General features: G+C 70.6%; 19 protein-coding genes and 2 tRNA genes. 14 read left to right on the top strand and 7 right to left on the bottom strand.

Annotated elements, in window-relative coordinates; translation table 11 throughout:
- Positions 1 to 5: 5 nt before the first annotated feature.
- The 7 genes from VFW66_15145 to VFW66_15115 all read left to right on the top strand — a co-directional run bounded on the left by VFW66_15145 (position 6) and on the right by VFW66_15115 (position 10381).
- Positions 6 to 443 (top strand): BON domain-containing protein, encoded by a 438-nt coding sequence (locus VFW66_15145; GenBank protein HEX5388036.1) that lies wholly within the window; start codon positions 6 to 8, stop codon positions 441 to 443.
- On the top strand, positions 440 to 3121 hold the full coding sequence (locus tag VFW66_15140; protein HEX5388035.1) for a valine--tRNA ligase: 2682 nt from the start codon (positions 440 to 442) through the stop codon (positions 3119 to 3121). The genes VFW66_15145 and VFW66_15140 overlap by 4 nt, the downstream gene beginning before the upstream one ends.
- A 251-nt stretch (positions 3122 to 3372) precedes the next feature.
- Complete coding sequence (locus tag VFW66_15135; GenBank protein ID HEX5388034.1) at positions 3373 to 4713, top strand: Ig-like domain-containing protein; 1341 nt, start codon at positions 3373 to 3375, stop codon at positions 4711 to 4713.
- Positions 4710 to 6068, top strand: a complete 1359-nt coding sequence (selA, locus tag VFW66_15130) for an L-seryl-tRNA(Sec) selenium transferase (GenBank protein ID HEX5388033.1) — start codon at positions 4710 to 4712, stop codon at positions 6066 to 6068. The genes VFW66_15135 and selA overlap by 4 nt, the downstream gene beginning before the upstream one ends.
- 20 nt (positions 6069 to 6088) lie before the next feature.
- Positions 6089 to 6706, top strand: a complete 618-nt coding sequence (gene purN / locus VFW66_15125; GenBank protein HEX5388032.1) for a phosphoribosylglycinamide formyltransferase — start codon at positions 6089 to 6091, stop codon at positions 6704 to 6706.
- Entirely contained in the window at positions 6703 to 8238 is a 1536-nt protein-coding gene (purH, locus tag VFW66_15120; GenBank protein ID HEX5388031.1) for a bifunctional phosphoribosylaminoimidazolecarboxamide formyltransferase/IMP cyclohydrolase, read from the top strand. The genes purN and purH overlap by 4 nt, the downstream gene beginning before the upstream one ends.
- Before the next feature lie 10 nt (positions 8239 to 8248).
- The gene (locus VFW66_15115; GenBank protein ID HEX5388030.1) at positions 8249 to 10381 is read left to right on the top strand and encodes a DUF2723 domain-containing protein; all 2133 of its coding nucleotides are present in this window, start codon (positions 8249 to 8251) and stop codon (positions 10379 to 10381) included.
- Positions 10382 to 10408: 27 nt separating this feature from the next.
- On the opposite strand, the gene VFW66_15110 is transcribed toward VFW66_15115, so the two are convergent.
- Together VFW66_15110 and VFW66_15105 are read right to left on the bottom strand one after the other, a co-directional pair.
- Positions 10409 to 10708: a DUF6582 domain-containing protein gene (locus VFW66_15110; GenBank protein HEX5388029.1), complete on the bottom strand. Its 300-nt coding sequence runs from the start codon at positions 10706 to 10708 to the stop codon at positions 10409 to 10411.
- A gap of 140 nt (positions 10709 to 10848) precedes the next feature.
- Positions 10849 to 11340: a hypothetical protein gene (locus VFW66_15105; GenBank protein ID HEX5388028.1), complete on the bottom strand. Its 492-nt coding sequence runs from the start codon at positions 11338 to 11340 to the stop codon at positions 10849 to 10851.
- 511 nt (positions 11341 to 11851) lie between these two features.
- Here VFW66_15105 and VFW66_15100 point away from each other — a divergent pair.
- Positions 11852 to 12337, top strand: coding sequence for a hypothetical protein (locus VFW66_15100; GenBank protein ID HEX5388027.1), 486 nt, complete (start codon positions 11852 to 11854; stop codon positions 12335 to 12337).
- Positions 12338 to 12383: 46 nt separating this feature from the next.
- Here VFW66_15100 and VFW66_15095 read toward each other — a convergent pair whose 3' ends face one another.
- Positions 12384 to 14843 (bottom strand): PAS domain S-box protein, encoded by a 2460-nt coding sequence (locus VFW66_15095; GenBank protein ID HEX5388026.1) that lies wholly within the window; start codon positions 14841 to 14843, stop codon positions 12384 to 12386.
- A gap of 139 nt (positions 14844 to 14982) precedes the next feature.
- On the opposite strand from VFW66_15095, the gene VFW66_15090 reads away from it, so the two are divergent.
- Positions 14983 to 15069: transfer RNA gene (locus VFW66_15090), tRNA-Ser, on the top strand.
- A 32-nt stretch (positions 15070 to 15101) separates the two neighbouring features.
- On the opposite strand, the gene VFW66_15085 is transcribed toward VFW66_15090, so the two are convergent.
- The 3 genes from VFW66_15085 to VFW66_15075 all read right to left on the bottom strand — a co-directional run bounded on the left by VFW66_15085 (position 15102) and on the right by VFW66_15075 (position 17879).
- A complete protein-coding gene (locus VFW66_15085) occupies positions 15102 to 15446 on the bottom strand; it encodes a response regulator (protein ID HEX5388025.1) in 345 nt (114 codons plus the stop codon).
- A gap of 202 nt (positions 15447 to 15648) precedes the next feature.
- Positions 15649 to 16197 carry a sulfocyanin-like copper-binding protein gene (locus tag VFW66_15080; protein ID HEX5388024.1) on the bottom strand — a complete coding sequence of 183 codons (549 nt, stop codon included), beginning with the start codon at positions 16195 to 16197 and terminating at the stop codon, positions 15649 to 15651.
- A gap of 32 nt (positions 16198 to 16229) precedes the next feature.
- The gene (locus tag VFW66_15075) at positions 16230 to 17879 is read right to left on the bottom strand and encodes a PQQ-binding-like beta-propeller repeat protein (GenBank protein ID HEX5388023.1); all 1650 of its coding nucleotides are present in this window, start codon (positions 17877 to 17879) and stop codon (positions 16230 to 16232) included.
- Positions 17880 to 18097: 218 nt separating this feature from the next.
- Here VFW66_15075 and VFW66_15070 point away from each other — a divergent pair.
- The 5 genes from VFW66_15070 to VFW66_15050 all read left to right on the top strand — a co-directional run bounded on the left by VFW66_15070 (position 18098) and on the right by VFW66_15050 (position 22726).
- Positions 18098 to 18188 (top strand) — tRNA-Ser (locus tag VFW66_15070).
- A gap of 25 nt (positions 18189 to 18213) precedes the next feature.
- Positions 18214 to 19689, top strand: a complete 1476-nt coding sequence (gene gltX / locus VFW66_15065; GenBank protein ID HEX5388022.1) for a glutamate--tRNA ligase — start codon at positions 18214 to 18216, stop codon at positions 19687 to 19689.
- 142 nt (positions 19690 to 19831) lie between these two features.
- A complete protein-coding gene (locus VFW66_15060) occupies positions 19832 to 20920 on the top strand; it encodes a CapA family protein (GenBank protein HEX5388021.1) in 1089 nt (362 codons plus the stop codon).
- A 90-nt stretch (positions 20921 to 21010) separates the two neighbouring features.
- The gene (locus VFW66_15055; GenBank protein ID HEX5388020.1) at positions 21011 to 22030 is read left to right on the top strand and encodes a class I SAM-dependent methyltransferase; all 1020 of its coding nucleotides are present in this window, start codon (positions 21011 to 21013) and stop codon (positions 22028 to 22030) included.
- A 102-nt stretch (positions 22031 to 22132) separates the two neighbouring features.
- Positions 22133 to 22726: a hypothetical protein gene (locus tag VFW66_15050; protein HEX5388019.1), complete on the top strand. Its 594-nt coding sequence runs from the start codon at positions 22133 to 22135 to the stop codon at positions 22724 to 22726.
- 24 nt (positions 22727 to 22750) lie between these two features.
- On the opposite strand, the gene VFW66_15045 is transcribed toward VFW66_15050, so the two are convergent.
- Positions 22751 to 23194, bottom strand: a complete 444-nt coding sequence (locus VFW66_15045) for a hypothetical protein (protein ID HEX5388018.1) — start codon at positions 23192 to 23194, stop codon at positions 22751 to 22753.
- Positions 23195 to 23198: the final 4 nt, after the last annotated feature.

Here is a 23198-nt window from a genome sequence, read left to right as displayed (position 1 = left end):
ACGTCGTGCGCCATCAAAATCGGCTGTCCGGCTGGCAGGTGTTCACCTGGGCGACGCTCGGCGTCGCAGCCGGGCTCGTGACGGGTCTTGCCCTGGGCGAGTGGGTGGGTGGCGTGAACCGCCCCCGGCTCCGCCGCATGGCGACGCGCATCCGTGCCGAGCGCCGACCACCCGCCCTCACGAGCGCCGCCGCCGCCCGGGCTGCCCGCGCCGCGCTCGATGCCGATCCCAGCCTCGAGGGGATGGGGCTCGACGCGATCATCATCGGCCGCGGCGTGGTCGAGCTGCGCGGCTGGGCCCAGAGCCGGGCCGCCCGCGCACGCGCAGCGCGGGTGGCGCTCGCCGTACCCGGCGTCGAGTCGGTGATCAATCGCATCCTGGTGCGGGGCGAGGACGACCGCGGCTTCCCCGCCGACGTCCGCACCACCGACCAGAGCGCATGAGCGAGCCGCTCGCCCCGCAATACAACCCCGCGCTCATCGAATCCGAACTCTACAGGTGGTGGGAGGCGCGCGGGCTCTTTCGGCCGCGCGGAGCGGAGCCGGGCCGCGCGCCGTACGTCATCATCATGCCCCCGCCAAACGTGACCGCGGTTCTCCACATGGGCCACGGGCTCAACAACACCATCCAGGACGTGCTGATCCGCTTTCAGCGGATGCGTGGCGCCGACGCGCTCTGGGTACCGGGCACCGACCACGCGGGCATAGCCACGCAGAACGTGGTCGAGCGGCTGGTCGCTGCGGAAGGGGCCACCCGATTCGACCTGGGGCGCGAAGCGTTCGTCGAGCGGGTCTGGACCCATGTGCGCCAAACCGAACCCGTCATTCTGCAGCAGCTCGCCGCCCTCGGCTGCTCGGCCGACTGGTCGCGCACGTATTTCACGCTCGACGAAAAGATGTCGCGCGCGGTGCGCGAGGTGTTCGTGCGGCTCTACGACCAGGGCCTCATCTACCGGGGCCACTACATCATCAACTGGTGTCCCCGCTGCCTTACCGCGCTCTCCAACGAAGAAGCCGAGAAGGAGGAGGCCGAGGGGCGGATCTGGCAATTGCGCTATCCACTCGCGGATCGGAGCGGGCACGTCACCGTCGCCACCACGCGGCCGGAAACGATGCTGGGCGACACGGCGGTGGCGGTGCATCCGGGCGACGAGCGCTACCGCGATCTCATCGGACGCGAGATCCGGCTTCCGCTGGCGGACCGGCTGGTTCCGATCGTGACCGACGAGGCGGTGGACCCGGCCTTCGGCACCGGCGCCGTCAAGGTGACGCCGGCGCACGATCCGACCGACTTCGAGATCGGGCGCCGGCACCAGTTGTCGACCATCGATGTGATGACCCCGGATGCGCGCATGAGTCTCGCCGCGCCCGCGCGGTTCCAGGGGCTCGACCGATTCGAGGCGCGGCGGCGCGTGGTGGCCGAATTCGAGGCGCTCGGGCTGCTCGAGTCCGTGGAGCCGCACCGCCATGCCGTCGGCCACTGCTATCGGTGCGGCACGGTGGTCGAGCCGCGCCTCTCCGACCAGTGGTTCGTGCGCATGGAGCCGCTCGCGCGGCCCGCGCTCGAAGCGTATCGCGATGGGCGGCTCCGCTTCGTGCCCGAGCGCCGCGGCGAGGAATACGCCCAATGGATGGAGCACATCCGGGACTGGTGCATCTCGCGCCAGCTCTGGTGGGGCCACCGCATTCCCGTCTGGTACTGCGAGCGGCCGGGCTGCGGCCGGATCGTGGCGAGCCGGGTGGATCTCGACACCTGCCCCGGCTGCGGCGGGCCGGTGCGGCAGGACGACGACGTGCTCGACACCTGGTTCTCCTCGTGGCTCGTGCCCTTCTCGAGCCTGGGCTGGCCCGACCAGACGCCCGACCTCGCCAAGTTCTATCCGGGGGACACCCTCGTCACCGCAGCCGAGATCATCTTCTTCTGGGTCTCGCGGATGGTCATGGCGGGCTGCAAGTTCATGGGGGAGGTTCCGTTCTCCACCGTGTTCCTGACCGGCACCGTGCGCGACACGCAGCATCGCAAGATGTCCAAGTCCCTGGGCAACGGGATCGACCCGCTCGAGGTGGTGACGCGGTACGGCGCCGACGCGCTGCGCTACACCCTGGTGGCGGGTTCGGCTGTCGGGACCGATGTGATCCTCGATCCCGACGACCTGGAGGTCTCGTTCGCGCCGGGCCGCAATTTCGCGAACAAGCTGTGGAATGCGGGCCGCTTCATTCTCTCGAACCTCGGCGGGCCCACCCGCCCCCTGGCGGGCCCCCATCCCGACACCGTGCGCCGCGACGAGCTGGGCCTCGCCGACCGCTGGATCCTGGCCCGCTGCGACGCCACGGTCCTGGAGGTGACCGACGCGCTCCAGCGCTTCCGGCTCAACGATGCGGCCGCCGCCGCGTATCGCTTCCTCTGGAGCGACCTGGCCGACTGGTATATCGAGCAGATCAAGCCGCGGCTCTACGGCGAGCAGCCGGGCGGCGACGTGGCGCGCGCGGTCGCAGCCGCCACGTTCGATGTGGCGCTCCGGCTGCTGCACCCGATGATGCCGTTCGTTACCGAGGCGCTCTGGCGGCGACTGCCGGGCCGCGCGCCCGAGGCGTCGATCATGGTGAGCCCGTGGCCGCTCCCCGACCCGCGCGCGCGGGACGCGGAGGCCGAGCGGCGCTTCGGCCTGGTGCAGGAGTTGGTGACGGCGATTCGCGCCATCCGCGCCGAGCACGGCGTGCCGCCGGGCCGGGCGGTGCGCGCGGTCGTGAGCAACGCGAGCCCCGCAGCCATGGCCGCGTTCGACGCCGAGCACGCCACGATCCTGCGCCTCGCCAAGCTGTCGGAGCTCGGCGCCGGCGAGGCGACCGGCGGCGCGGGTGGCAACGCAGTGCTCGGCGACGGCACCGCGGTCTTCGTGCCCCTGGGCGACGCCATCGACGTGGCGCGCGAGGCGTCGCGCCTCGGCACGGAGGTTGATCGCCTCAGCACGCTCATCGCTTCGCAGGAGCGAAAGCTCGCCAACGAGCAGTTCACCGCAAAGGCGCCGGCCGCCGTCGTCGAGCGCGAGCGGCAGAAGCTGGAGAGCTGGCGCGAGCAGCGCGGCGTGCTGGTGGAGAAGCGGCAGCGGCTGGAACGGTGACTAGGGGCGTGGCGGACAGGCGGACAGGCGGACAGGCGGACAGGCGGACAGGCACCCGCAGAAGCCTGCATCGAAGCGGCGCAAGAATGGGGGCGGAGCCGGCTGTCACGCAGTTCTTGTCGGCGGAGCCCCCGTCCCCTTCTGTGCCGCGACCCCTGCGCGATCTCATTCGACGATCTGTCCGCCTGTCCGCCGGCCTCCTCCTTGCCGCCTGCGCCAACATCCAGCCGCCCCCGGGCGGCCCGCCGGACGTGTCGGCGCCGCAGCTCGTGTCCGCCTTCCCTACTTCGCTCACCGTGCTGCCGCCAAGCTTCGACGGCCAGGTCGAGTTTCGCTTCAACGAGGTCGTGTCCGAGGGCTCGCAGCCAAGCCAGGGCCTCGGCACCGGCGATCTGGAAAAGCTCGTCCTCCTCTCGCCGACCGACCGCGTACCCGAGGTCCACTGGCACCGGAGACGCATCACGGTGCGGCCGTCCGAGGGATGGAAGCCGAACCGGGTGTATCGCGTCGAGCTGTTGCCGGGCATCAGCGATGTCCGCCGCAACGTCTCGAAGGCCGAGACCCTCATCACCTTCACCACCGGCGCGCCGGTGCCGGCGGACACGCTGCGCGGGAGCGTGATCGATTGGGTGGCCGGGCACCCGGCGTCCGGCGCACTCGTCGAAGCAGTGCTCGAGCCCGACAGCCTGCCCTACCGCGTGCTCGCCGACTCGAGCGGCCGGTTCGTCCTCGGCCCGATTCCGAGCGGCGAGTACGTCGTGTTCGGCGTGCTCGACCAGAACCATAACTTCCGCCGCGACGAGCGCGAGGCGTTCGATACGATGCGCGTGCTCGCCGACAGCGGCACCGTGGGCGCGCTCTACGCGTTCGTCCACGATACGCTGCCGCCGCGCATCGCGAACATTCAGCCGACGGATTCGGTGACCGCCACGATCATGTTCGCCCAGCCGCTCGATCCGACCCAGCGGCTGGATACGTCGATGGTGATCGTGCGGCGGCTGCCGGATTCGGCCCGGGTGGCCGCCGTCTCGCTCTCGCGGCCTGACACCGCGGCGCGGACCACTCCATCCCCCGAGCGCACGCCCGGCGCCCCCGGGGCCCGCGCCGACACGCTCCGGCGAGAGCTCGGCGGGGCGCTCGATTCCCTCGCGCGGCGCCGCGGCGCCATCGCGCGCGGCGCCGACTCCCTCGCCCGCCGCATCGATTCGCTCGCGCATCGCGCGGACACGGCGGCGCGCGCCGTGCCCCCGGCCGCCGCCGGACCCACGCTACCCGCCCGGCCGCCACTCAGCGACCGGCTCACGCTCAAGGTGGCGGAGCCCTGGCACCCGGGTGACAAGCTCGAGATCGCGCTGAGCGGCATTCGCACGGTGAGCGGGATCGCGGGCGATGTGCTCGGTGTGCTCGCCATTCCGCAGGCCAATGCGGGCGCGGGTGTCGGGGCGCCGAGCGCCGCCCAGCCGGCCGATTCGCTCAATCGCGCCTCCCCATCCGATACAACGCGCGCCGATTCCACGCGCGCCGATTCGGCACGCGCCGTCCCCCGCCCCGCCCCGGCACCGCCCGACTCGACTCGCCCGAGGCCACGATGACCGACGCGCGCCGCGCGCTCCCCTCGGTCGACCGCCTGTTGCGTGAGCCCGCCGTCGCGGCGCTCCTCGCCGAGGCGCCGCGCCTCGCCGTGGTCCACGCGGTGCGCGAGGTGCTCGCCGCCGCCCGGACGCGGCGCGCCGGCGCGCCCGACGATTGGGCCGCCGAAATCCGCGAGCGCCTGGCGCATCGCTCGATGCGCTCGCTTCGTCCGGTGGTGAACGCCACCGGCGTCATCCTGCATACCAACCTGGGGCGCGCCCCGCTCGCGGCGGCGGCCATCCGCGCCGTCGAGGCGGTGGCCGGGGGCTACTCCACGCTGGAGTTCGACCTCCACACCGGCGCGCGCGGCAGCCGCGCCGATCACTGCCGCGTGCTCCTGGCCGAGTTGACGGGCGCCGAGGACGGCCTCGCCGTCAACAACGCGGCCGGCGCGCTCGTGCTCGCGCTCAACGCGCTGGCAGACGGGCGCGAGGTGCTCATCTCGCGCGGCGAGTTGATCGAGATCGGCGGATCGTTCCGGATTCCCGACATCCTGGAAAAGAGCGGCGCGCGGCTGCACGAAGTGGGGACGACCAACCGCACCCACCTCGACGATTATCGGCGTGCGCTCGGCCCGGCGGCCGGTGCCATCCTCACCGTGCATCGGTCGAACTTCGAGCAGCGCGGGTTTGTGGCGACGCCCGACCCGGCCGAGCTGGCCACGCTCGCGCGCGAGGCGGGGGTGCCCTATCTCCATGACGTCGGGAGCGGCCTTCTGGCCGATCTTTCCTGGGCGGCTCTCACGTCCGAACCGCGCGTCGCCGATGCCGTGGCCGCCGGCGCCGATCTCGTGCTCTTCAGCGGCGACAAGCTCCTCGGTGGCCCCCAGGCCGGCTGCCTGGTTGGACGCCGCGCCACGATCGAACGCTGCCGCAGGAACCCGCTCGCGCGCGCGCTCCGCGCCGACAAGCTCACCCTCGCGGCGCTCGAGGCCACGCTCGCGCTCTACCGCGATCCGGACGCCGCGCGGCGCGAGATTCCGGTGCTCGCGATGCTGGTGGCGACGGCACCCGAGCTGGCCGAGCGCGCCAAGCAGCTCGCCGAGGCGTGCCCCGCCGCGCTCGATCCGGAGCTTCGCGCCGGCGCCTCGGCGGTGGGCGGCGGCGCGTTTCCCGACGCGGCGCTCCCCACGACGCTCGTGGTGCTCGACCCCGGCCCGCTCGGCGCCGACGGCCTGGCGCTTCGGCTCCGCCTGGGCGAACCGCCGATCGTCACCCGGGTCGCTGAGGGGCGCGTGCTGCTCGACCCGCGCACGATTCCCGCCGCCGCGTTCGGCGAGGTCGGCGCGGCGCTTCGCCGCGCGCTCGCGCAGTGATCCGATTAGTTTCCCCCGCCATGCTCGGACACGAATCGATGCGCGTCTGCGTCGCGGTCTCCGGCCGCGGCAGCAATCTGGAGGCGCTGCTTCACGCGCTCGCGGATGACGCGCCGGCACGCGTCGCGCTCGTCGTGAGCAACCGCCCCGCCGCCGGCGGCCTCGATGTGGCGCGGCGCCACGGCGTTCCCACCGCCGTGCTCACCGATGCGGCGGATGCGGACGAATGGCTCGGTTTGCTCGAGCGCGCGCGGATCGATCTCGTGGTGCTGGCCGGATATCTCAAGCTGGTGCCACCGGCCGTGGTCGCGCGGTATCGCGGACGGATCATCAACATCCACCCCGGACTCCTCCCGGCGTTCGGCGGCCCCGGCATGTACGGCATTCGCGTTCACGAGGCGGTACTCGCCGCCGGGGCGCGCGAGAGCGGCGCCACCGTGCACCTGGTGGACGAGGCGTACGATCGGGGCGCCGCGCTCGCCGAAGTGCGCGTGCCCGTCCAGCGGGGTGATACGCCCGACTCGCTCGCGGCTCGCGTGCTCGCCGCCGAGCATCGCCTGCTGCCGGCCGTCGTCCTCGCGGCGGCGCGCGCCGGACATGCGGTGCCGCTGCGCGAGCCGGTGGAGCTGTCCTCGTGACCGCGCCGCGCGCGCTCCTCTCGGTGAGCGACAAGCGCGGCATCGTCGGCTTCGCGCAGGGGCTCGTGGATCTGGGCTGGGAGATCGTCTCGACCGGCGGCACCGCCGCGGCGCTGCGGAAAGCCGGCGTGCCGGTCACCACCGTCGAGGAGGTCACCGGTTTCCCCGAGCTGCTCGACGGCCGCGTCAAGACGCTGCACCCGCGGGTGCACGCCGGACTGCTTGCGCGGCGCGATCAGCCCGAGCATGTGGCGGCGCTCCGTGAGCATGGCATCGCACCCTTCGACCTCGTAGCGGTCAATCTTTACCCGTTCCAGATGACGGTCGCCCAGCCGGGCGTGGCGTTCGAGGACGCAGTGGAGAACATCGACGTGGGCGGCCCGTCGATGCTCCGCTCGGCGGCCAAGAACCACGACTCGGTCATTCCCGTTTCCGATCCGACTGACTACCCGCGGGTGCTCGCCATGCTGAGCGCGGGCGGCGTGCCCGCGGCCACGCGCCACGAGCTGGCGGCAAAGGTCTTCGCCCACACGGCTGACTACGACGCGGCCATCGCCCGCTATCTCACACCCAGGGACGAGGGCCTTCCGCGCCGGCTCGCGCTCGCAATGGAGCGGGTGCAGCCGCTCCGCTATGGCGAGAACCCCGAGCAGCGCGCCGCGCTCTACGTGACCGAAGAGCCGCGCGGCGTGCGTGACCTCCGCCAGCGCCAGGGCAAGGAGCTTTCGTTCAACAACTTGCTCGACATCGACGGAGCGACCTGGGCGGTCGCCTGCTGGCCCGCGCGGCCGGCCTGCTGCATCGTGAAGCACACGACGCCGTGCGGCATCGCGGTGGGCGCGAGCGCGGTCGAGGCGTTCCGGAAGGCGCGCTCCACCGACCCGGTCTCCGCCTACGGCTCCGTCGTCGCGTTCAACACCGTAGTGGACGCGGCCACCGCGGAGGCAATGCGCGATCTCTTCGTCGAAGTAGTCGTCGCCCCCTCGTTTCACGCGGAGGCGCTTGCGGTGTTCGCCGCAAAGAAGGCGCTCCGCGTCGTCGAGCTGCCGGTCGGTCAGGGCGCGGGCTCGCTCGACTTCAAGCGGGTGCGCGGCGGGTTCCTGGTGCAGGACCGGTTCGTTTTCGATCCGAACGACGCGGGGTGGCGGACGGCGACGGCGCGCGCGCCGACCGAGGCCGAGCTGGGCGACCTTCACTTCGCGTGGGCGGCCGTGGCCGCGGTCAAGTCGAACGCGATCCTGCTCGCGCGCGGCGAGATGGCCATCGGCATCGGCGCGGGCCAGATGAGCCGGGTCGACGCCTCGTTCCTCGCGGTGCACAAGGCGCGACAGCAGGGGCACGACCCCGCCGGCGCCGTGCTCGCGAGCGACGCCTACTTCCCCTTTGCCGACGGCGTCGAGGAGGCGGCCGCGGCGGGCATCACCGCCATCGTCCAGCCCGGCGGCTCGATGCGCGACGCCGAGGTCATCGCCGCCGCCGACCGCCACGGCCTTGCCATGGTGCTCACCGGCCGCCGCCAGTTCCGCCATTGATTCCGACCGTATGAAAGATTCCGAGCGGCCCCTCGAGCCGCCTCCGTACCTCTGGGCCGCGGTGACGGCGTTCGGGGTGTTCGCGATCTATCTCGTGACCCTCGCACCCACCACGGCCTTCTGGGATACCTCCGAGTACATTGCCGCGGCCAAAGTCCTCGGCATCCCGCACCCGCCGGGCAATCCGCTTTTCACGCTGCTCGCGCACACCTGGGGGCTCATCCCCTGGGCCGAGTCGTACGCGGTGCGGATCAATCTCTTCGCCGCGGCCACCAGCGCCGGCGCGTCGGCGTTCTGGTTCCTCGTGGCCGACCGCTGGCTCCGCGCCATCGTGCCGGTGCGCTGGGCCCGTTACGCGGCGGCCTTTGCCGGCGTGCTCGTGGGCGCCACCTCGTGGACGGTGTGGAACCAGTCCACCGTCAACGAGAAGGTGTACACCGTCTCGCTGCTCTCGATCGCACTCGTGATGTGGCTGGTGGTGCACTGGGGCGACGACGAGCCGGGCCCGCACCGCGACCGGTGGCTGGTGCTCATCGCCTACGTCATGGCGCTGAGCTCGACCAATCACCTGATGGGACTGCTCGCGATCCCGGCGCTCGCGGTGTACGTCCTCTGGACCGACTGGCGGGTGCTCACCCGGCCGTGGGTCATCATCGCGATCCTCGTCGCGATCGCCGTGGGCGTTTCGCTCAACTACCTGTACCTCCCGATGCGCGCGGCACAGTTCCCGCCCATCAACGAGGGCGAGCCGATCGGGTTCTTCAGCAAGGCGCTGAGCGACGTGCTGAACCGGGTGCAATACGGCAAGCCGTCGATCTTCGACCGGCAGGCCGGTTTCATCGGGCAGCTCGCCAACTTCTGGCAGTACTACAACTGGCAGTTTGCCCGCGACTGGGGGCGCCTTGCCGGCATTGCCACCGCGATCTTCACCTTCCTCGGCCTCACCGGGCTCTGGACGCTGTACAAGAACGACCGCCGCGCGGGCATCGCCGCGGCCGCGCTGCTCGGCACGCTCACCGTGGCGCTCGTCTTCTACATGAACTTCAAGTACGGCTTCTCGCAGTACCTGGACCGGCCCGATCTTTCCCGCGAGGTGCGCGAGCGAGACTACTTCTTCATCGGCTCGTTCTCGGCGTACGGCGTCTTCATCGCGCTCGGGTTCGGCGCGCTGCTTGGCGGTGTGGCCGAGTTCTTCGAGAATCGGGTCAAGCCGTCCGCGCGCTGGGCGGCGGCAAGCCCCGTGCTCGTGCTCGGGCTCATTCCGCTGTTCGGCAACTATCTCACCGCGAGCCGCGCCCACGAGACGATCGCGCGCGACTTCGCGGTCGACATGCTGGAATCGGTCGAGCCGTACGGCATCCTCATCACCGCAGGCGACAACGACACCTTTCCGCTGTGGTACGCGCAGGAGGTGGAAGGCGTGCGCCGCGACGTGACCCTGGCCAATCTCTCGCTCATGAACACCCGCTGGCACCTGCGCCAGCTCCGCCGCCGCGAGACGCCGACGTTCGATCCGGCCGAGGCCGCGGCGCTCTGGCGCCAGCCGCCGGGGGGCGGCAACTGGACCAAGCCCACGACGCCGGTCTTCAGCCTGAGCCTGGCGGACCTCGACAGCCTTCCCGAGGTCACGCAGGTGCCCGAGAAGGGCGGCATCAAGGTGGGCGACGTGCAGATCGCGTTCGGGCAGAACTATCTGCTCCTGCAGGATCTGGCGACCATCTTCCTCATCAAGGACAACCTCGGCAAGCGGCCGATCTACTTCAGTTGGAGCGACGGCGGGTACCCGGACCAGACCCTCGGCCTCTCACCCTATCTCGTGACCCAGGGGATGGTGCGGAAGCTCATGCCGCACCTCGTGGCGCCGAACGATTCGACCGTGCTGAGCTCGGCGCTCGGCTACCTCGATCTGCCGCGTACCGAGCGGCTCATGTGGGAGGTGTACCACTGGAAGTCGGCCGCGCGCGACCGGCCGCGCGGCTGGGTGGACACCCCCTCGGCATCGATCCTCACGCTCTACACGATCGTCTACCAGGGCGCGGCAGAGGTGCTGCGGAAGCGCGGTCGGACGGCGGAAGCGGCCAAGGCGGATTCGATCGCGCGCGCGGTGCAGGAGAACATCCGCAAACGCGGATCGACGCTGTAGCGCCCGGCCGCCGGCTCGAGCGCCGCCCTAGTGGGCGGCGTTTTTCGTATGCGGGTGACTGCCCAGCTGGTGCCAGTTGTCCTCGGCGATATCGACGCCGTAGTGCTGCGCGGCCTGCTTGATGTTGGCAAACGCGAGGTCGCGATCCGAATCGGATACGTCCTGCACCTGGTCGAACCGGGCCAGCGCGGTGCGGACGTGCGACGCATCGGTGAGCGGCTCCTTCCGCTGCTTCGGGAAGGCGAAGACGCTGTCGGGCAGCTTGTCGCGGTCGTGGGTGCTGAGATCGCCGTGTTCGGTATGCGGGTGCCAGGTGGTGTGTGCCATGCGTGCCCTCCTTGTTTGTGTGCCGCGCCGGTTGCGAACGGCGTCGGGCGGCTCACGAACACGCTACGGGCGCTACGCAGGCAGAGCCGTGCGGCGGATCACGCGTGCGAGCACCAACCCGGGGCGCTCGCCGGCGGCGCTCAATCGATCCGCGGAAGCGGCATGCCGACGAGCCGCCCCACGCCGAAGGCGGACGCGCTGTCGCCATGCGCGGCGCGCCATGACTCCCAGGTAAGCGGGCAGGGATTGCCGAACGGCGGGTCGGGGTGGCCCGGGTGGCCGATCAGCTCGTGGAGCATCTCGTGCCGCACCACCATCTCGCTCTCCAGATAGTCGCTCGCGATGAAGATCCGGTGGTTGGCGTTCCACCGGCCCACGCACTTGCCGCCCGGGCAATCGAAGCTGCCGCCGTCCACCTCGTACCACTCGATCCGGTCGAAGTTTCCTTTGAGGCCCGAGCACGCCTGCGTCTCGGCGAACCACGCGCGGTACTCGGCCGGCGGCGCGATGCGGTGGTCGCCCGTGGGCTCGAACGAAGAGCAGCCCGCGACGGTAGCTGCCGCGAGCGCACCAACCGCCGCGCTTCTCGCTGCGCGCGTGAGACGGGGTCCGACCCGCGCCATGGGCTGCATCGGTCCTCCGGTCCAATCGAACTGGCTGGGGGGGTGATGCGGGAAAGGAGCAAAGGGAACGCCGCGCGCGAGCGACGGCGCGTCGAGCGGCGTGGCGCCGCGGGCGGGCGCTGCGGCGCCCACGGCGCGGCGCCGGGGCAACTCGGGCGCCGCCGCATTGCGATGCGGATATTCTACTTCAGGTCCGACTATCAAAGCCGTTACTCAGAAGGGAGTTGCGACATCGAGTTGCAGCGATGCCAGCGTCAGGGACCGGTCGCGCACTCGGGAGCAGCCGAGATGCCGGATTCACCATCCACGAAAGCGGACCGTCATCTCGATGTTCGATCAGGCTGCGATCGCCCGCCAGGCAGCATCTCGCGCGGCGCGGCGCAGTCGGCAGTTTGCGGCTCCGCGGTCATCCGTCACAGCCGGGCGGCCGACAAGAATCCACCATCTGCACCTGGCTCCGGGCGCGCCGAGCCTTTCATTCGCGCGCGCATCGGCCGGAGCAGATTCGAGGAGCACCACCATGAAACAGCTTCACCTTTCGCCATGGGCGGTTCTGGCCGCGGCCGCACTGCTCATGCCCGCTTCGGTGCGCGCGCAGGAACCGGCCCAACTGGTGTGCCGCGACGGCACCAGCGAGCCGGGGCCCTCGCGCATCGCCTGCAAGCAGCACGGCGGCGTGGACTGGGCCAGCACGAAGGCCGCGACCGAAGAGCGGGCCGGCGCCAAGCAGCAGACCAAAAAGGTCGTCTGTATAGACGGCTCGAACGCGGCGCGCGGACCGGAGGCATGCAAGGGTCAGGGCGGGATCGACAGCGCGGCGACGCGCGCAGCCGCCCGCGGGCGTGCTCATGGCCGCGCCGCGGTGGGGCGGCCCAACGAGCCCACCGGTGCAAACGCCGACACCGCCGGCAATGCCGGGAATGCGGGGAACGCAGGCGTGTCAGACACGGCTGCGGCCCAGCCGCCGCAGGACACCACGGGCATGCAGCGGAGCGACTCCACCTGACGGAGGCGGACTCCCGTCCGCACGGAAATCGACTCGGGGCCTGCGCTCAGCGCGCGGACCGCGTTTGCCCGCTCAACGCGTCCGCGGTCGCGCGTACGAGCGCATCGGGCGAGAACGGCTTCTGAAGAGCTGGCTCGGCTGACGCGCCGGTGGGCCACCGGCTGTCGCCTGGCGCGTATCCCGTGATGAAGAGCACGGGCAGCCCGGGGCGCTCCTCCCGGAGCGTGCGCGCCAACTCGTGCCCGTCCATCTCGGGCATGCCGATGTCCGCGATCATGAGGTCGAGCCGTCCCCCGTGCCGCCGCGCAATGTCGAGCGCGGCCCGGCCGTTCTCCGCTTCGAGAATCTCGTAGCCCGCCTCAGCGAGCACGCGCGTCACCATCGCGCGGACGAGCGGGTCGTCCTCCACGACGAGCGCGACGGTGCCCTGCGCGGGTCCTTCCGCGGCCGGGGCTTCCGCCGGGCGGTCCGGTATGGGCCTGGGCGCCACGACCGGGAAATACAGCTCGAACAGCGTGCCCTCCCCCGGGGCGCTTTCCACTCTCGTGTATCCGCCGAACTGGCTCACGATGCCGTGCACGACGGAAAGGCCGAGTCCGGTGCCCTGGCCCACATCCTTGGTGGTGAAGAAGGGCTCGAAGATTCGATCGAGCGTCGCCCGGTCCATCCCGAACCCCGTATCCCGGACCGTGAGCACGTGGTACGTGCTGGGTGCCACCGTGCGGCGCTCGGCCGCCTTGCCGCTCACCCGCTCCTCGGCCGTCCCGATCGTGAGCTGCCCGCCGTCGGGCATGGCATCCCGGGCGTTGAGGGTGAGGTTCACCAGCACCTGCTCGAGCTGTCTCGGGTCCGCCCGGACCGTTCCGCCCAGCGGCCGGGGGTGGAGCACGAGCGTGCGGCTCTCACCCAGTGAGCGCCGGAGCACCGGCGCGACAGTCTCGACCACGGCGTTCAGGTCGACGGCCTTCAGCTCGAGAACCTGCCGCCGGCCGAACGCGAGCAGCTGGCGGGTGATGGCGGCCGTCCGGTCCGCCGCCTCCCGGATCTGCTCGACCTCGCGGCGTGCTCCGTCGGGCAGGTCGGGCCGGCGCAGCAGAAAGTGCGCGCCGCCCAGCACCACCAGCATCTGGTTGTTCGCCTCGTGCGCAATGCCCCCCGCCAGCTGACCGATCGCCTGCATTCGCTGCGTGTCGCGGAGGTGCTCCTCCATGAGCTTGCGCTCCGTGATATCCATGCACACCCCGGCGAGGGAGATCGGGACGCCGCCCGGGCCTGCGATGGCATGGCCGAGATCGGCGAGCCAGCGCACGCGGCCATCGGGCAGCACGATCCGGAATTCGTAGTCGAGCGCGTGCTCGCCATGAAGAGCGCGCTGCACCGAGCGGCTGACCCGCTCACGGTCCTCCGGGTGTACCCGTCGGATGAAGTCGTCGTACCCACTGACCTCCTCATCCGGTCCCAACGCGTACAGGCGACGGAGGCCGTCGTCCCACCGGAGGACGTTCGTCTCGGCGCTCCAGTGCCACGTGCCCATGCGGGCCGCCTCGTGCGCCATGCGCAGCTGCGCCTGGTTACGGCGCAACTCGATCTCGGCTGCCCGCTGCCGCGTGATGTCGCGCTTGATTGACGCGATGCCCACGACGGTGCCGGAGGCGTCCCGGATGGGGGATGCGCTGAGCGCGATCCAGATTCGCTCGCCATCCTTCCGGATCCGCTCCGCTTCCGAGAACTCGCCCGGCTCGCCGCGCCGCAGCCGGGCGAGCAGCTCGCGTTCGGCAGCATGCAATTCCGGCGGAATCAAGCGAAAGATGGACTCACCCATCATCTCCGCCGCGCTGTAGCCGAAGATCTGCTCCGCTGCGGCGTTCCAGCTCGTGATGGTGCCGTCGAGCGCCTTCCCGACGATGGCATCGCCCGATGAGGCGATGATGGCGGCGAGGCGTGCCGACTGCTCGTACGCCGCCGCCTCCGGCGTCACGTCCTGCATGAACCAGCGCGAGTGCGCGAGGCTTCCGTTCCGGACACAACCGGTCGCGTCGATGAGCATGTCCCTGACCCGGCCATCCTTGCACCGCACCCGCGCGGGATGGCGGCGCACCGCCTCTCCCGCTGCCAGTCGACGGAGGATGTCATCGACCATGGCCCGCTCGACGTAGAATTCGGCGGCGGCGCGGCCGACGTACTCGTCTCGCGCGTAGCCGACCAGATCGAGAGCCGCCTGATTCGCCCGCAGAATCGTGCCATCCGCGGCGAGCCGTTGCATGCCGATCGGTACCGCGTCGGCCACCTCCGCGAATTCGCTCTCCGCGGCGCTCGGCTCAGGCTGGACCGTGGCGCCGCTGCCCAACGGAGATTGCGCGCCGGGCCGGCGCCCGCGCCGGATGCCCACCGCGATCCCCGCGATCGCGGTGGCTGCACCAGCCAGCACCAGCAGCACGACCGCGGCCGGGGCGGCACGCAGTTCGAACAGGGATGCGGTTGCCGGGAATTGCGTGAACAGCGCCATGATGAAGAATCGGTTGGCCCGCCGGTGGGGCGCACGTCACGGGATCAATATAGGTTCCGACGGCCTCCCACGCATGCGCGCCGCCCAGGCGCGCACCGGTTTCCAGACGGCCGCGTCGGGCATAGCTTCTTCGGTGTCGGGCGTGGTGGCCGAGTGGTTGAAGGCAGCGGTCTTGAAAACCGCCAAGGGCGAAAGTCCTTCGTGAGTTCGAATCTCACCCACGCCGTGGGGCCGCGCCGGCCCGAGCGGGCGAGCGCCTTATGCGCCGAGCAGCCCTCGCACCTTGGCCGCGAGATCCTCCTGGGTGAACGGCTTCGCGATGAACGGGGCCGCCGCCTCCAGCAACCCGCCCTGGAACACTTCGCTCGCGAACCCAGACATGTAGAGCACCGGTTTGGCCGGCCAGCGCCGCTCCACCTGCCGGCCCAGCTCGCGCCCGTTCATCCCCGGCATCTTCACGTCGGTGAGCACGAGGTGGATGCCGATCGGGTCCTGTTCCAGCGCGGTGAGCGCCTCGCGCCCATGGCTCGCCTCGACCGCGCGGAAGCCGGTCTGGGTAAGCATGCGCGAGGCGAGCTGCCGGACGACGGCCTCGTCGTCCACTACGAGAATGGTGTAACCGCCGGGCGGTCGCGGCGTCGGGCCGGAAGGTCGTCCACCTGCACCCATCGCGTGCTCCACGAAGCAACGATCAAGGCCGGAAAGGGACTACGGGGGTCGCGCGCCCACGGGAGGCGCGCGCACCGAGTTTACAGGGAGTACGAACGCCCGACAAGATTGGCGGGCGCCCCCCGCCAGCGCAGGGTCATCGTCCTCGTTCGTCGGTCGGTTTCGGTGTGGCCTCCATTTTCGGTTTCGTTGCGGTCTTGCTGACCCGGAGCCGGATCCACATCCCGGCCACGGCATGTCCCGGCACGCCGCATACGATGAAATAGCTTCCAGCGGAATCGGCCGTGAATTTCATCATGTCCTTGCCACCCGGCGGAATCCCCTCGGCCACCCGCACCGTGTAGGCGCGGGGGATCGCGGGTTGGGTGGGCGCCGGGTCGATCGGAAGCGTGCCGGCCACGACCAGCGCGCTGTGCGGCAGCATACCGTCGTGATTGACGAAGTCCATCTCCACCTTCCAACCCACCGGAATCACGAGCTCCAGGCCGCCGTCGTCGAAGCCATTGAAGTTGAGCGCCCCGTTCAAGGTGGTGAGCCCGGCGATCAATTGGAATTTCGCCGACTTCGCCGCGGCGTCGGACGATAGCCACGAAGAGTCGATGGCCGGCTGCTGTGCGCCTGCCGGCTGCTGTGCGCCTGCCTGCTGCTGTGCGCGCACGGCCGGCGCGCAGGCGGCGGCCGCCATGCTGGCGACCACCGCGAGCGCGACGCGACCCGTCACTGGCCCGACCACGGCTTCGGGAGGCCGAAGACCATCACGGCATCGCCGAGGGGATAGCTGAGCTGGAAATTGCCGCCGCACGCGACCGCGACGAATTGCTCGCCCCCCATCTGGAAGCTCATCGGTGTCGAATTGCACCCGGCTCCGGCGTGGTATTGCCAGAGGAGCTTGCCGCTCTTCGCGTCGAAGGCGTCGAAGTTGCCGTTGCCTTCCCCGGTGAAGACGAGGCCGCCGGCGGTGGCGAGTGAGCCGCCCATCATCGGCTGATCCACCTTGTTCTGCCAGGCGATCTTGCCAGTCGCGAGGTTGACCGCGGAGAACAGCCCGTACTGCGGCTCCCCGGGGATCGCGATGAACGCCGAGCCCAGCCAGAGACGCCCCTTCTCCCAGGGAGCGGGATGGGTCTTGTAGTGCATGGGCTGGTGGAGGCCGGCGACGAATACGTAGTTGAGCTTGGGATCGAGCGAGATCGGCGACCACTCGGACCCGCCGTTGGCCCCCGGCAGCATCCGGGTGCCGTCGGGTGTCGGCAGCGCGAACATGTTCTCCTGCGGGACGAAGTTCTCGCTCTTGCGCACCAGCTTGCCCGTGGCCGCGTCGACCACATACACCCAACCGGTCTTGCCGGCCTGGATTACGACCTTTTTCCCGTTGAGCTCCGCCACCACGGACGGCGACGTGGCGTCGAGGTCCCACACGTCGTGGGGCACCGTCTGGTAGTACCACTTGGTCTTCCCGGTCGTAGCGTCGATCGCCACGATGCAGTCGGTAAAGAGATTGTCGCCCGGACGGACGCTGCCGTCGAGATCCGGCGACGGATTGCCGACCGTGGCGAAGATCGTATTGGAGGCCTTGTCGTACGACGGCGTCGTCCAGACGCCGCCTCCGCCCTTCTGCCAGGCGTCGGCGTACTTGGCGCTGTCCGCCTTTTCCTTGGAGATATCGCGGTGCAGGTCGGCGTTCTCCGCCTTGGTCTGCCACGTGCCCCACCACCCGTTCTTGGCTACCGGGTCGTCCCCCGGCGCCGGGATCGAGTACCAGCGCCACACCTGCTTGCCCGTCGACACGTTGTACGCGGTAAGGTTGCCCCGGATGCCATACTCACCTCCGGACACGCCGATGATGACGTTGTCGCCCACCACGAGCGGCGCCATCGTGATGCTGTAGGCGAGGGTGGGATCCGCCACCTCCGCCTGCCACTTCGGGTCGCCGGTCTTCGCGTCGAACGCGAGCAGGCGGGCGTCGAGCGTGCCGATGAAGACGTTGCCCCCGCCGATGGCGACGCCCCGATTGACCGGTCCGCAACACTGGATCGTGGGGCCGGGCTTGAGCTCCTGACGCCACAGCTCCTTGGACGTCTTGAGGTCGTAGGCCATCACCGCCTCGCTGTAAGGCGTCGTCACGTACATGATGCCGTTGTCGACGATCGGGGTGTTCTCGAAGGACCCGAGCTTGCTCACGCCCGTCTGAAAGGTCATCCGGGGCACCAGGCGGGCTACGTTGCTCGTATTGATACCGGTGAGCGTGGACCACCGCTGATTCCACGCGTTGCCTCCATATGTCGTCCAGTCGTTCTGGGCCCACGCCGGCGGCACCGCCACCACCGCGATCCCCACCGCAACCAGATACCGCCACAGACACCTCATCGCACACCCCTCCTATCAGGAACAGCCGCCGCGGATGACCGCCACACGCGGGCGGGCGCCATATCACGTTGTGTTGCCCGCGGCCATCGGTGCATTAATTGACCAATTGGTCGCGGCGCGCAAGAGCAAGGCTGTGCGTGCGCGCAAACCGTCCTCCGGCGGGCCTGCGCCACTTGAGACGCTTGGCACCCCCCGCTAGAGTTGTTGGCGCCCCATCCGGAGTGGTGGCCGAGAGGCTGAAGGCGGCGGTTTGCTAAACCGTTATAGGGGTGAAAGCCTCTATCGAGGGTTCGAATCCCTCCCACTCCGCTCCCCAACCGCTTACGCTTGCCGCATGCGCGTCCGCTTCGCTCCCTCGCCCACCGGCTCGCTCCACGTGGGCGGCGCCCGCACGGCCCTCTTCAACTGGCTCCTCGCCCGCCGCGCGGCGGCTATCGGCAGCGGCGGCACGTTCGTCCTGCGCATCGAGGACACCGACCGCGAGCGGAGCACGGAGGAGCACACCCGCGTCATCCTCGACGGCCTCACGTGGCTCGGCATCGCCTGGGACGAGGGGCCCTACTTCCAGGGCGCGCACGCCGAGCGCCACCGCGCGGATGCGGAGCGCCTCCTGGCCGAGGGCCGCGCGTACCGTTGCTTCTGCACCCGTGAGGAGCTGGACGCGCGCCGCGCCGACGCCGAGCGCGCCGGGCAGACGTTCCGCTACGACCGGCGCTGCTACCGACTCTCGCCCGACGACGTCGCGGCCCGCCTCGCCGCCGGCGACCCATTCGCCATCCGCTTCCTCGTGCCCGACGAGGAGATTTCCTGGGAGGACGCGGTGCACGGGCGGATCAGCGTGCTGAGCCAGGAGCTGGACGACTTCGTCATCCTCCGGAGCGACGGCTCGGCCATCTACAACCTGGCGGTCGTCTCCGACGACATCGCCATGGCCATCACCCACGTGATCCGGGGCGACGACCACATCTCGAATACGCCAAAGCAGATCCTGCTCTATCAGGCGCTGGGGCACGCGCCGCCGGTGTTCGCGCACGTGCCGATGATCCTGGGCCCCGACGGCCGCAAGCTCTCCAAGCGCCACGGCGCCACCGCGGTGGGCGAGTATCGGAACCAGGGCATTCTCCCGGCCGCGATGCGCAACTTCCTGGCGCTCCTGGGCTGGTCGCCCGGCGGCGACCGCGAGATCCTGCCCGAGGATGAGCTGATCGCGCTCTTTTCACTCGAGGGCATCCAGAGCAAGGCCGCCGTCTTCGACACTGCCAAGCTGGAGTGGATGAACGGCGAGTATCTCTCGATGACGCCGGCCGGCGCGCTCGTCGCGCCCGTGCGGCGGGAGCTCGACCGCCTCGGCGTGCCCGACGCGGGCCGCGACCTTCGCCCGCTCATCGATGCGGTGAAGGGCCGCGCGCGCACGGTCGTGCAGCTCGCCGAGCGCGTGGCGGTGCGGCTGGACGCCTCGCGCGTGGTGCTCGACGAGAAGGGCGCGCAATTCGCCCGCAAGCTTGGCCCGCAGTTCGCCGCGAGCCTCGCGCTGGCGCGCGAAACGCTCGAGCCGGTCACACCGAGCGCGTGGCACGCCGATGCGCTGATCGAGCTGCTCCGTGGGGCCGCCGTGAGCCACAGCGTCAAGCTGGGCGATCTGCTGCAGCCCATCCGCGTCGCGCTCACCGGCACCACCGTATCCGAGCCGGTAAACGAGCTGCTGGCCGTGGTGGGCCGCGACGAGAGTCTCCGCCGGCTCGCAACCGGCGCCGCGCGCGCGGGCGTCGGTCAGGGCAACGGCGACAGGGGCGATGGCGGCGCGGCGTAGCCGCATCGTCCTCGCCCTGCTCGCGGGCGCCTGCGCCCGTTCCGCGCCGCCCCCACCGGGCCCAGCACCGGTTCCGGCAGCGCGACCCGCGCCGTCACCCGGAGCGGATACTGCCGGCGGCGCACCGGCACCCCCCACGCCCATGCCCGCGCCCACGCGCCTCCGCTCCCACGGCCCGGTTCACTTCGCGTTCGTTGGCGACATCAACCTCGGCACCACGACCTTTGACGACGGCCTGCCGCCGGACAGCGGCCGCAGCCTGCTCAGGGCGGCGGCCCCCTATCTCAAGGGCGACCTCGTCGTGGGCAACTTCGAGGGCGTTCTCGCCGACAGCGGCACCAGCTCGAAGTGCGAGCCCAACGACAGCGTGCCCGCGCCGCGGCACCCGCCACGCCGGCTGGCGCACCGGCACGCGAGCCAGCCCGCCCGCGCCCCCTGCTTCGTCTTCCGCACGCCGACGTGGCTCGCGCCGCGCCTGGCCGAGGCGGGCTTTACCGATCTCAACCTCGCGAACAACCACGCGAACGATTTCGGGCTCGATGGGCGCACCTCCACTGAGGCCACGCTCGCCGCCAGTGGGCTCGCGACCTATGGTCCGCTCGGCAGTATCGCCATCGACACCGTCGCCCGGGGCGACAGCAGCACGATCGTCGGCGTCGTCGGCTTCACCACCTACCCCTTCGCCTACGACCTGCTCGACATTCCGCGGAGCGCCGCGGTGGTGGATTCGGTGCGCCCTCTCGTCGACGTGCTCGTGGTGACCTTCCATGGCGGGGCCGAAGGCGTGGGAGCGCAGCACGTGCCGGACAGCCTCGAGTTTCTGGGCCGAGAGCCGCGCGGCGAGCTGCGCGCCTGGGCACACGCGGTGATCGATGCCGGGGCCGATGCCGTCATCGGCCACGGCCCCCACGTGCTGCGCGGGGTCGAGTTCTACCGCCGTCGGCCGATCGCGTACTCGCTGGGGAATTTTGCGACGTTCAGAGGGTTCAACCTGCGCGGACCGCTCGGTGTCACGGGCGTCCTCCAGCTCACGCTTGGCGCCGATGGCGGCTTCCTGCACGCGCGCCTCGTCCCGATGCGCCAGCTCCCGAGCCAGGGCCCGGCTCCCGATCCCGACGCCGCCGCGCTGCGGCTCGTGCGCGAGCTCTCGGCTGAAGACTTCGGCGCGGCCGCGGCACGGGTGAACGCGGACGGTGCGATCCTCGCCCCCGAGGCAAGCGACGCGCCCTAGCGGCGCGCCGCCCGGGCCGCCAACTTGCGCCCTGTTCCCGATCACGCCCGCGCGTCCGCGCGTCGCGCCCGACTCCCTCCGGAGCATCGCATGACCCCGCTGACGCAGGCTCCCCCCTCGCCCGACCGAATCCTGGAAACGCTCTGTGCCTACGAGCGCTCCGCCGCGCTCAAGGCCGCGATCGAGCTCGACCTCTTCACCGCCATCGGTGAGGGGGACGACACCGTGCCCGAGCTCTCGGCCCGCACCGGCGCCGCGGAGCACGGCGTGCGCATACTGGCGGACTACCTCACCGTGATCGGCTATCTGGAAAAGTCGGGCGACAAGTACGCGCTCACGCCCGAGCCGGCAACGTACCTCGACCGTCGCTCGCCGGCGTACCTCGGCTCGATCGCGCAATTCATCGCCTCGCCGATGTTCGAGCGGCACTTCGACGAGTTTACCGAGGCCGTGCGGCGCGGCGGCACGACGGAAGGCGAAGGGACGCTCGCCCCCGAGCATCCGGTGTGGGTGGAGTTCGCGCGGGCCATGGCGCCGCTCATGCGGCCCGTCTCGGAGATGCTCGCGCGCGCCGTCGGCGCGGGCACCGGAACCGGAGGCTGGCGGGTGCTCGACATCGCGGCGGGGCACGGGCTCTTCGGCATCGCGATCGCGAAGGCGGATCCGCGCGCCTCGGTGGTGGCGGTGGACTGGGACAACGTGCTCGCCGCTGCGCGCGAGAACGCCGCGGCCGCCGGCATCGCGAGCCGGTACGCGGTGAATCCGGGCAGTGCGTTCACGGTGGACTTCGCCACCGGCTTTGATCTCGCGCTCATCACCAACTTCCTGCACCACTTCGACCGCGATACCTGCACCGGGTTGCTCCGCCGGGTGCGTGCGGCGCTCGCGCCCGGTGGCCGTGCGGCCATTCTCGAGTTCATCCCGAACGAGGATCGCATCACGCCGCCGCGCGCGGCGACCTTCGCGATCAAGATGCTCGCGACCACCCCCGCCGGCGACGCTTATACCTATGCCGAGCTGGACGACATGTGCCGCGCCGCCGGATTCCGCGCGACCGAGCGCCATGAACTCGCGCCGGCCCCGAACGACCTGGTGATCGCGCTCACGTAAGCCGATCGCCGCGTGATCTCTGCACTGGCGCGGCCCCGTCGGCAGGACTACGCTCCGGCAATGCGAGAGAGCGTACCGTCATGAGCAGAAGCGAACCGCGCAATGAGTGATTCCACCCCGTTCGAGCCCGAGGAACCGGCGCCTTCCGGCGACGACGCGTCGCCAGCGGCACTCGCCGCCACCGAAGATCCGGTGGCGCTGCAAGTGCTCTTGCTCGAGGACGAGCGGGTGCCCGATGGGATGGTGTGCATGGGCACCTACCGGAACGGGCGCCTCGTCGCGCGCTGCGCCATGCCGCCGGAGGCATGGGAACAATTGCAGACCTACAAGCTGTTCGAGGCGCCGGTGCCGGTGGTGCTCGTGGCGCGCGAGGCGCCGCCCGGCTTGCAATGCCAGCTCTTCGCGATGGTGACGCTGCCGCCCGAGTTTCCGCTGGAGGAGGATGAGAACGAGGAGCCGTGGGCCGAGAGCGTGCCCGGCTCGGGCTACGAAGCGAGCATCGCCGAGCCGGAGGAGGACGACGACGATCCGCGCGTGGCACCGATCCCGCTCGGCAACATCGTGCGCTTCAGCCGCGACCGCGTGCACCCCGAGAGCCTGCCGCTCGAGGCCGTGGACGTCTTGCAGCGGATCGTCGAAGGCAAGACCAACGAGGTGGTGGACAAGGCGCTGGAGGACCTGCTGGGCGGCGGGTGAGCCGCCGACACGCCAGGCGCTGCGCTAGACGAGTGTCTCCGTCCGGAAGCGCCAGATCTTCTGGAGAAGGTCGTCGAGCACTCCCCGCTGGACGAACGCCTCCACCGCCGCAAGCGTCGAGCTGGCGTCGACGCCCCAGAGACTCGCCCGCTTCACTTCTCCCTCGAAATCGGCCTGCACGAACGCGCGCTCGTCGAGATTGAGCACGGTCGGCAGCTCGTCCGTGAAGTCGGCGGTGACGCCGTTCGCGCCCGGCCCGCCGATCGCGATCGTCGGGTTCAGATGGAAGATCCGGTGCTCCAGGTACCAGGTGTCGCCCACCACCACCGCGCGCCGGTAGGCGAGCCCGCCGCCGCGCCGGTCGATTTCCGCCTTGAGGCCGTATGCGGTCGGCCGATCGCGCTCCTCGGCCGTGATGCTCGTGCCGGTGACGAGCACGATCGTTTCGTCGGTGTCAATGAGTTTCATGGGT

Source organism: Gemmatimonadales bacterium (assembly GCA_036279355.1).
In the GTDB taxonomy this organism is placed as follows: domain Bacteria; phylum Gemmatimonadota; class Gemmatimonadetes; order Gemmatimonadales; family GWC2-71-9; genus DASQPE01.
The sequence above is the reverse complement of the archived record's forward strand: the minus strand, read 5'-3'. Positions and strand labels throughout refer to the sequence as shown.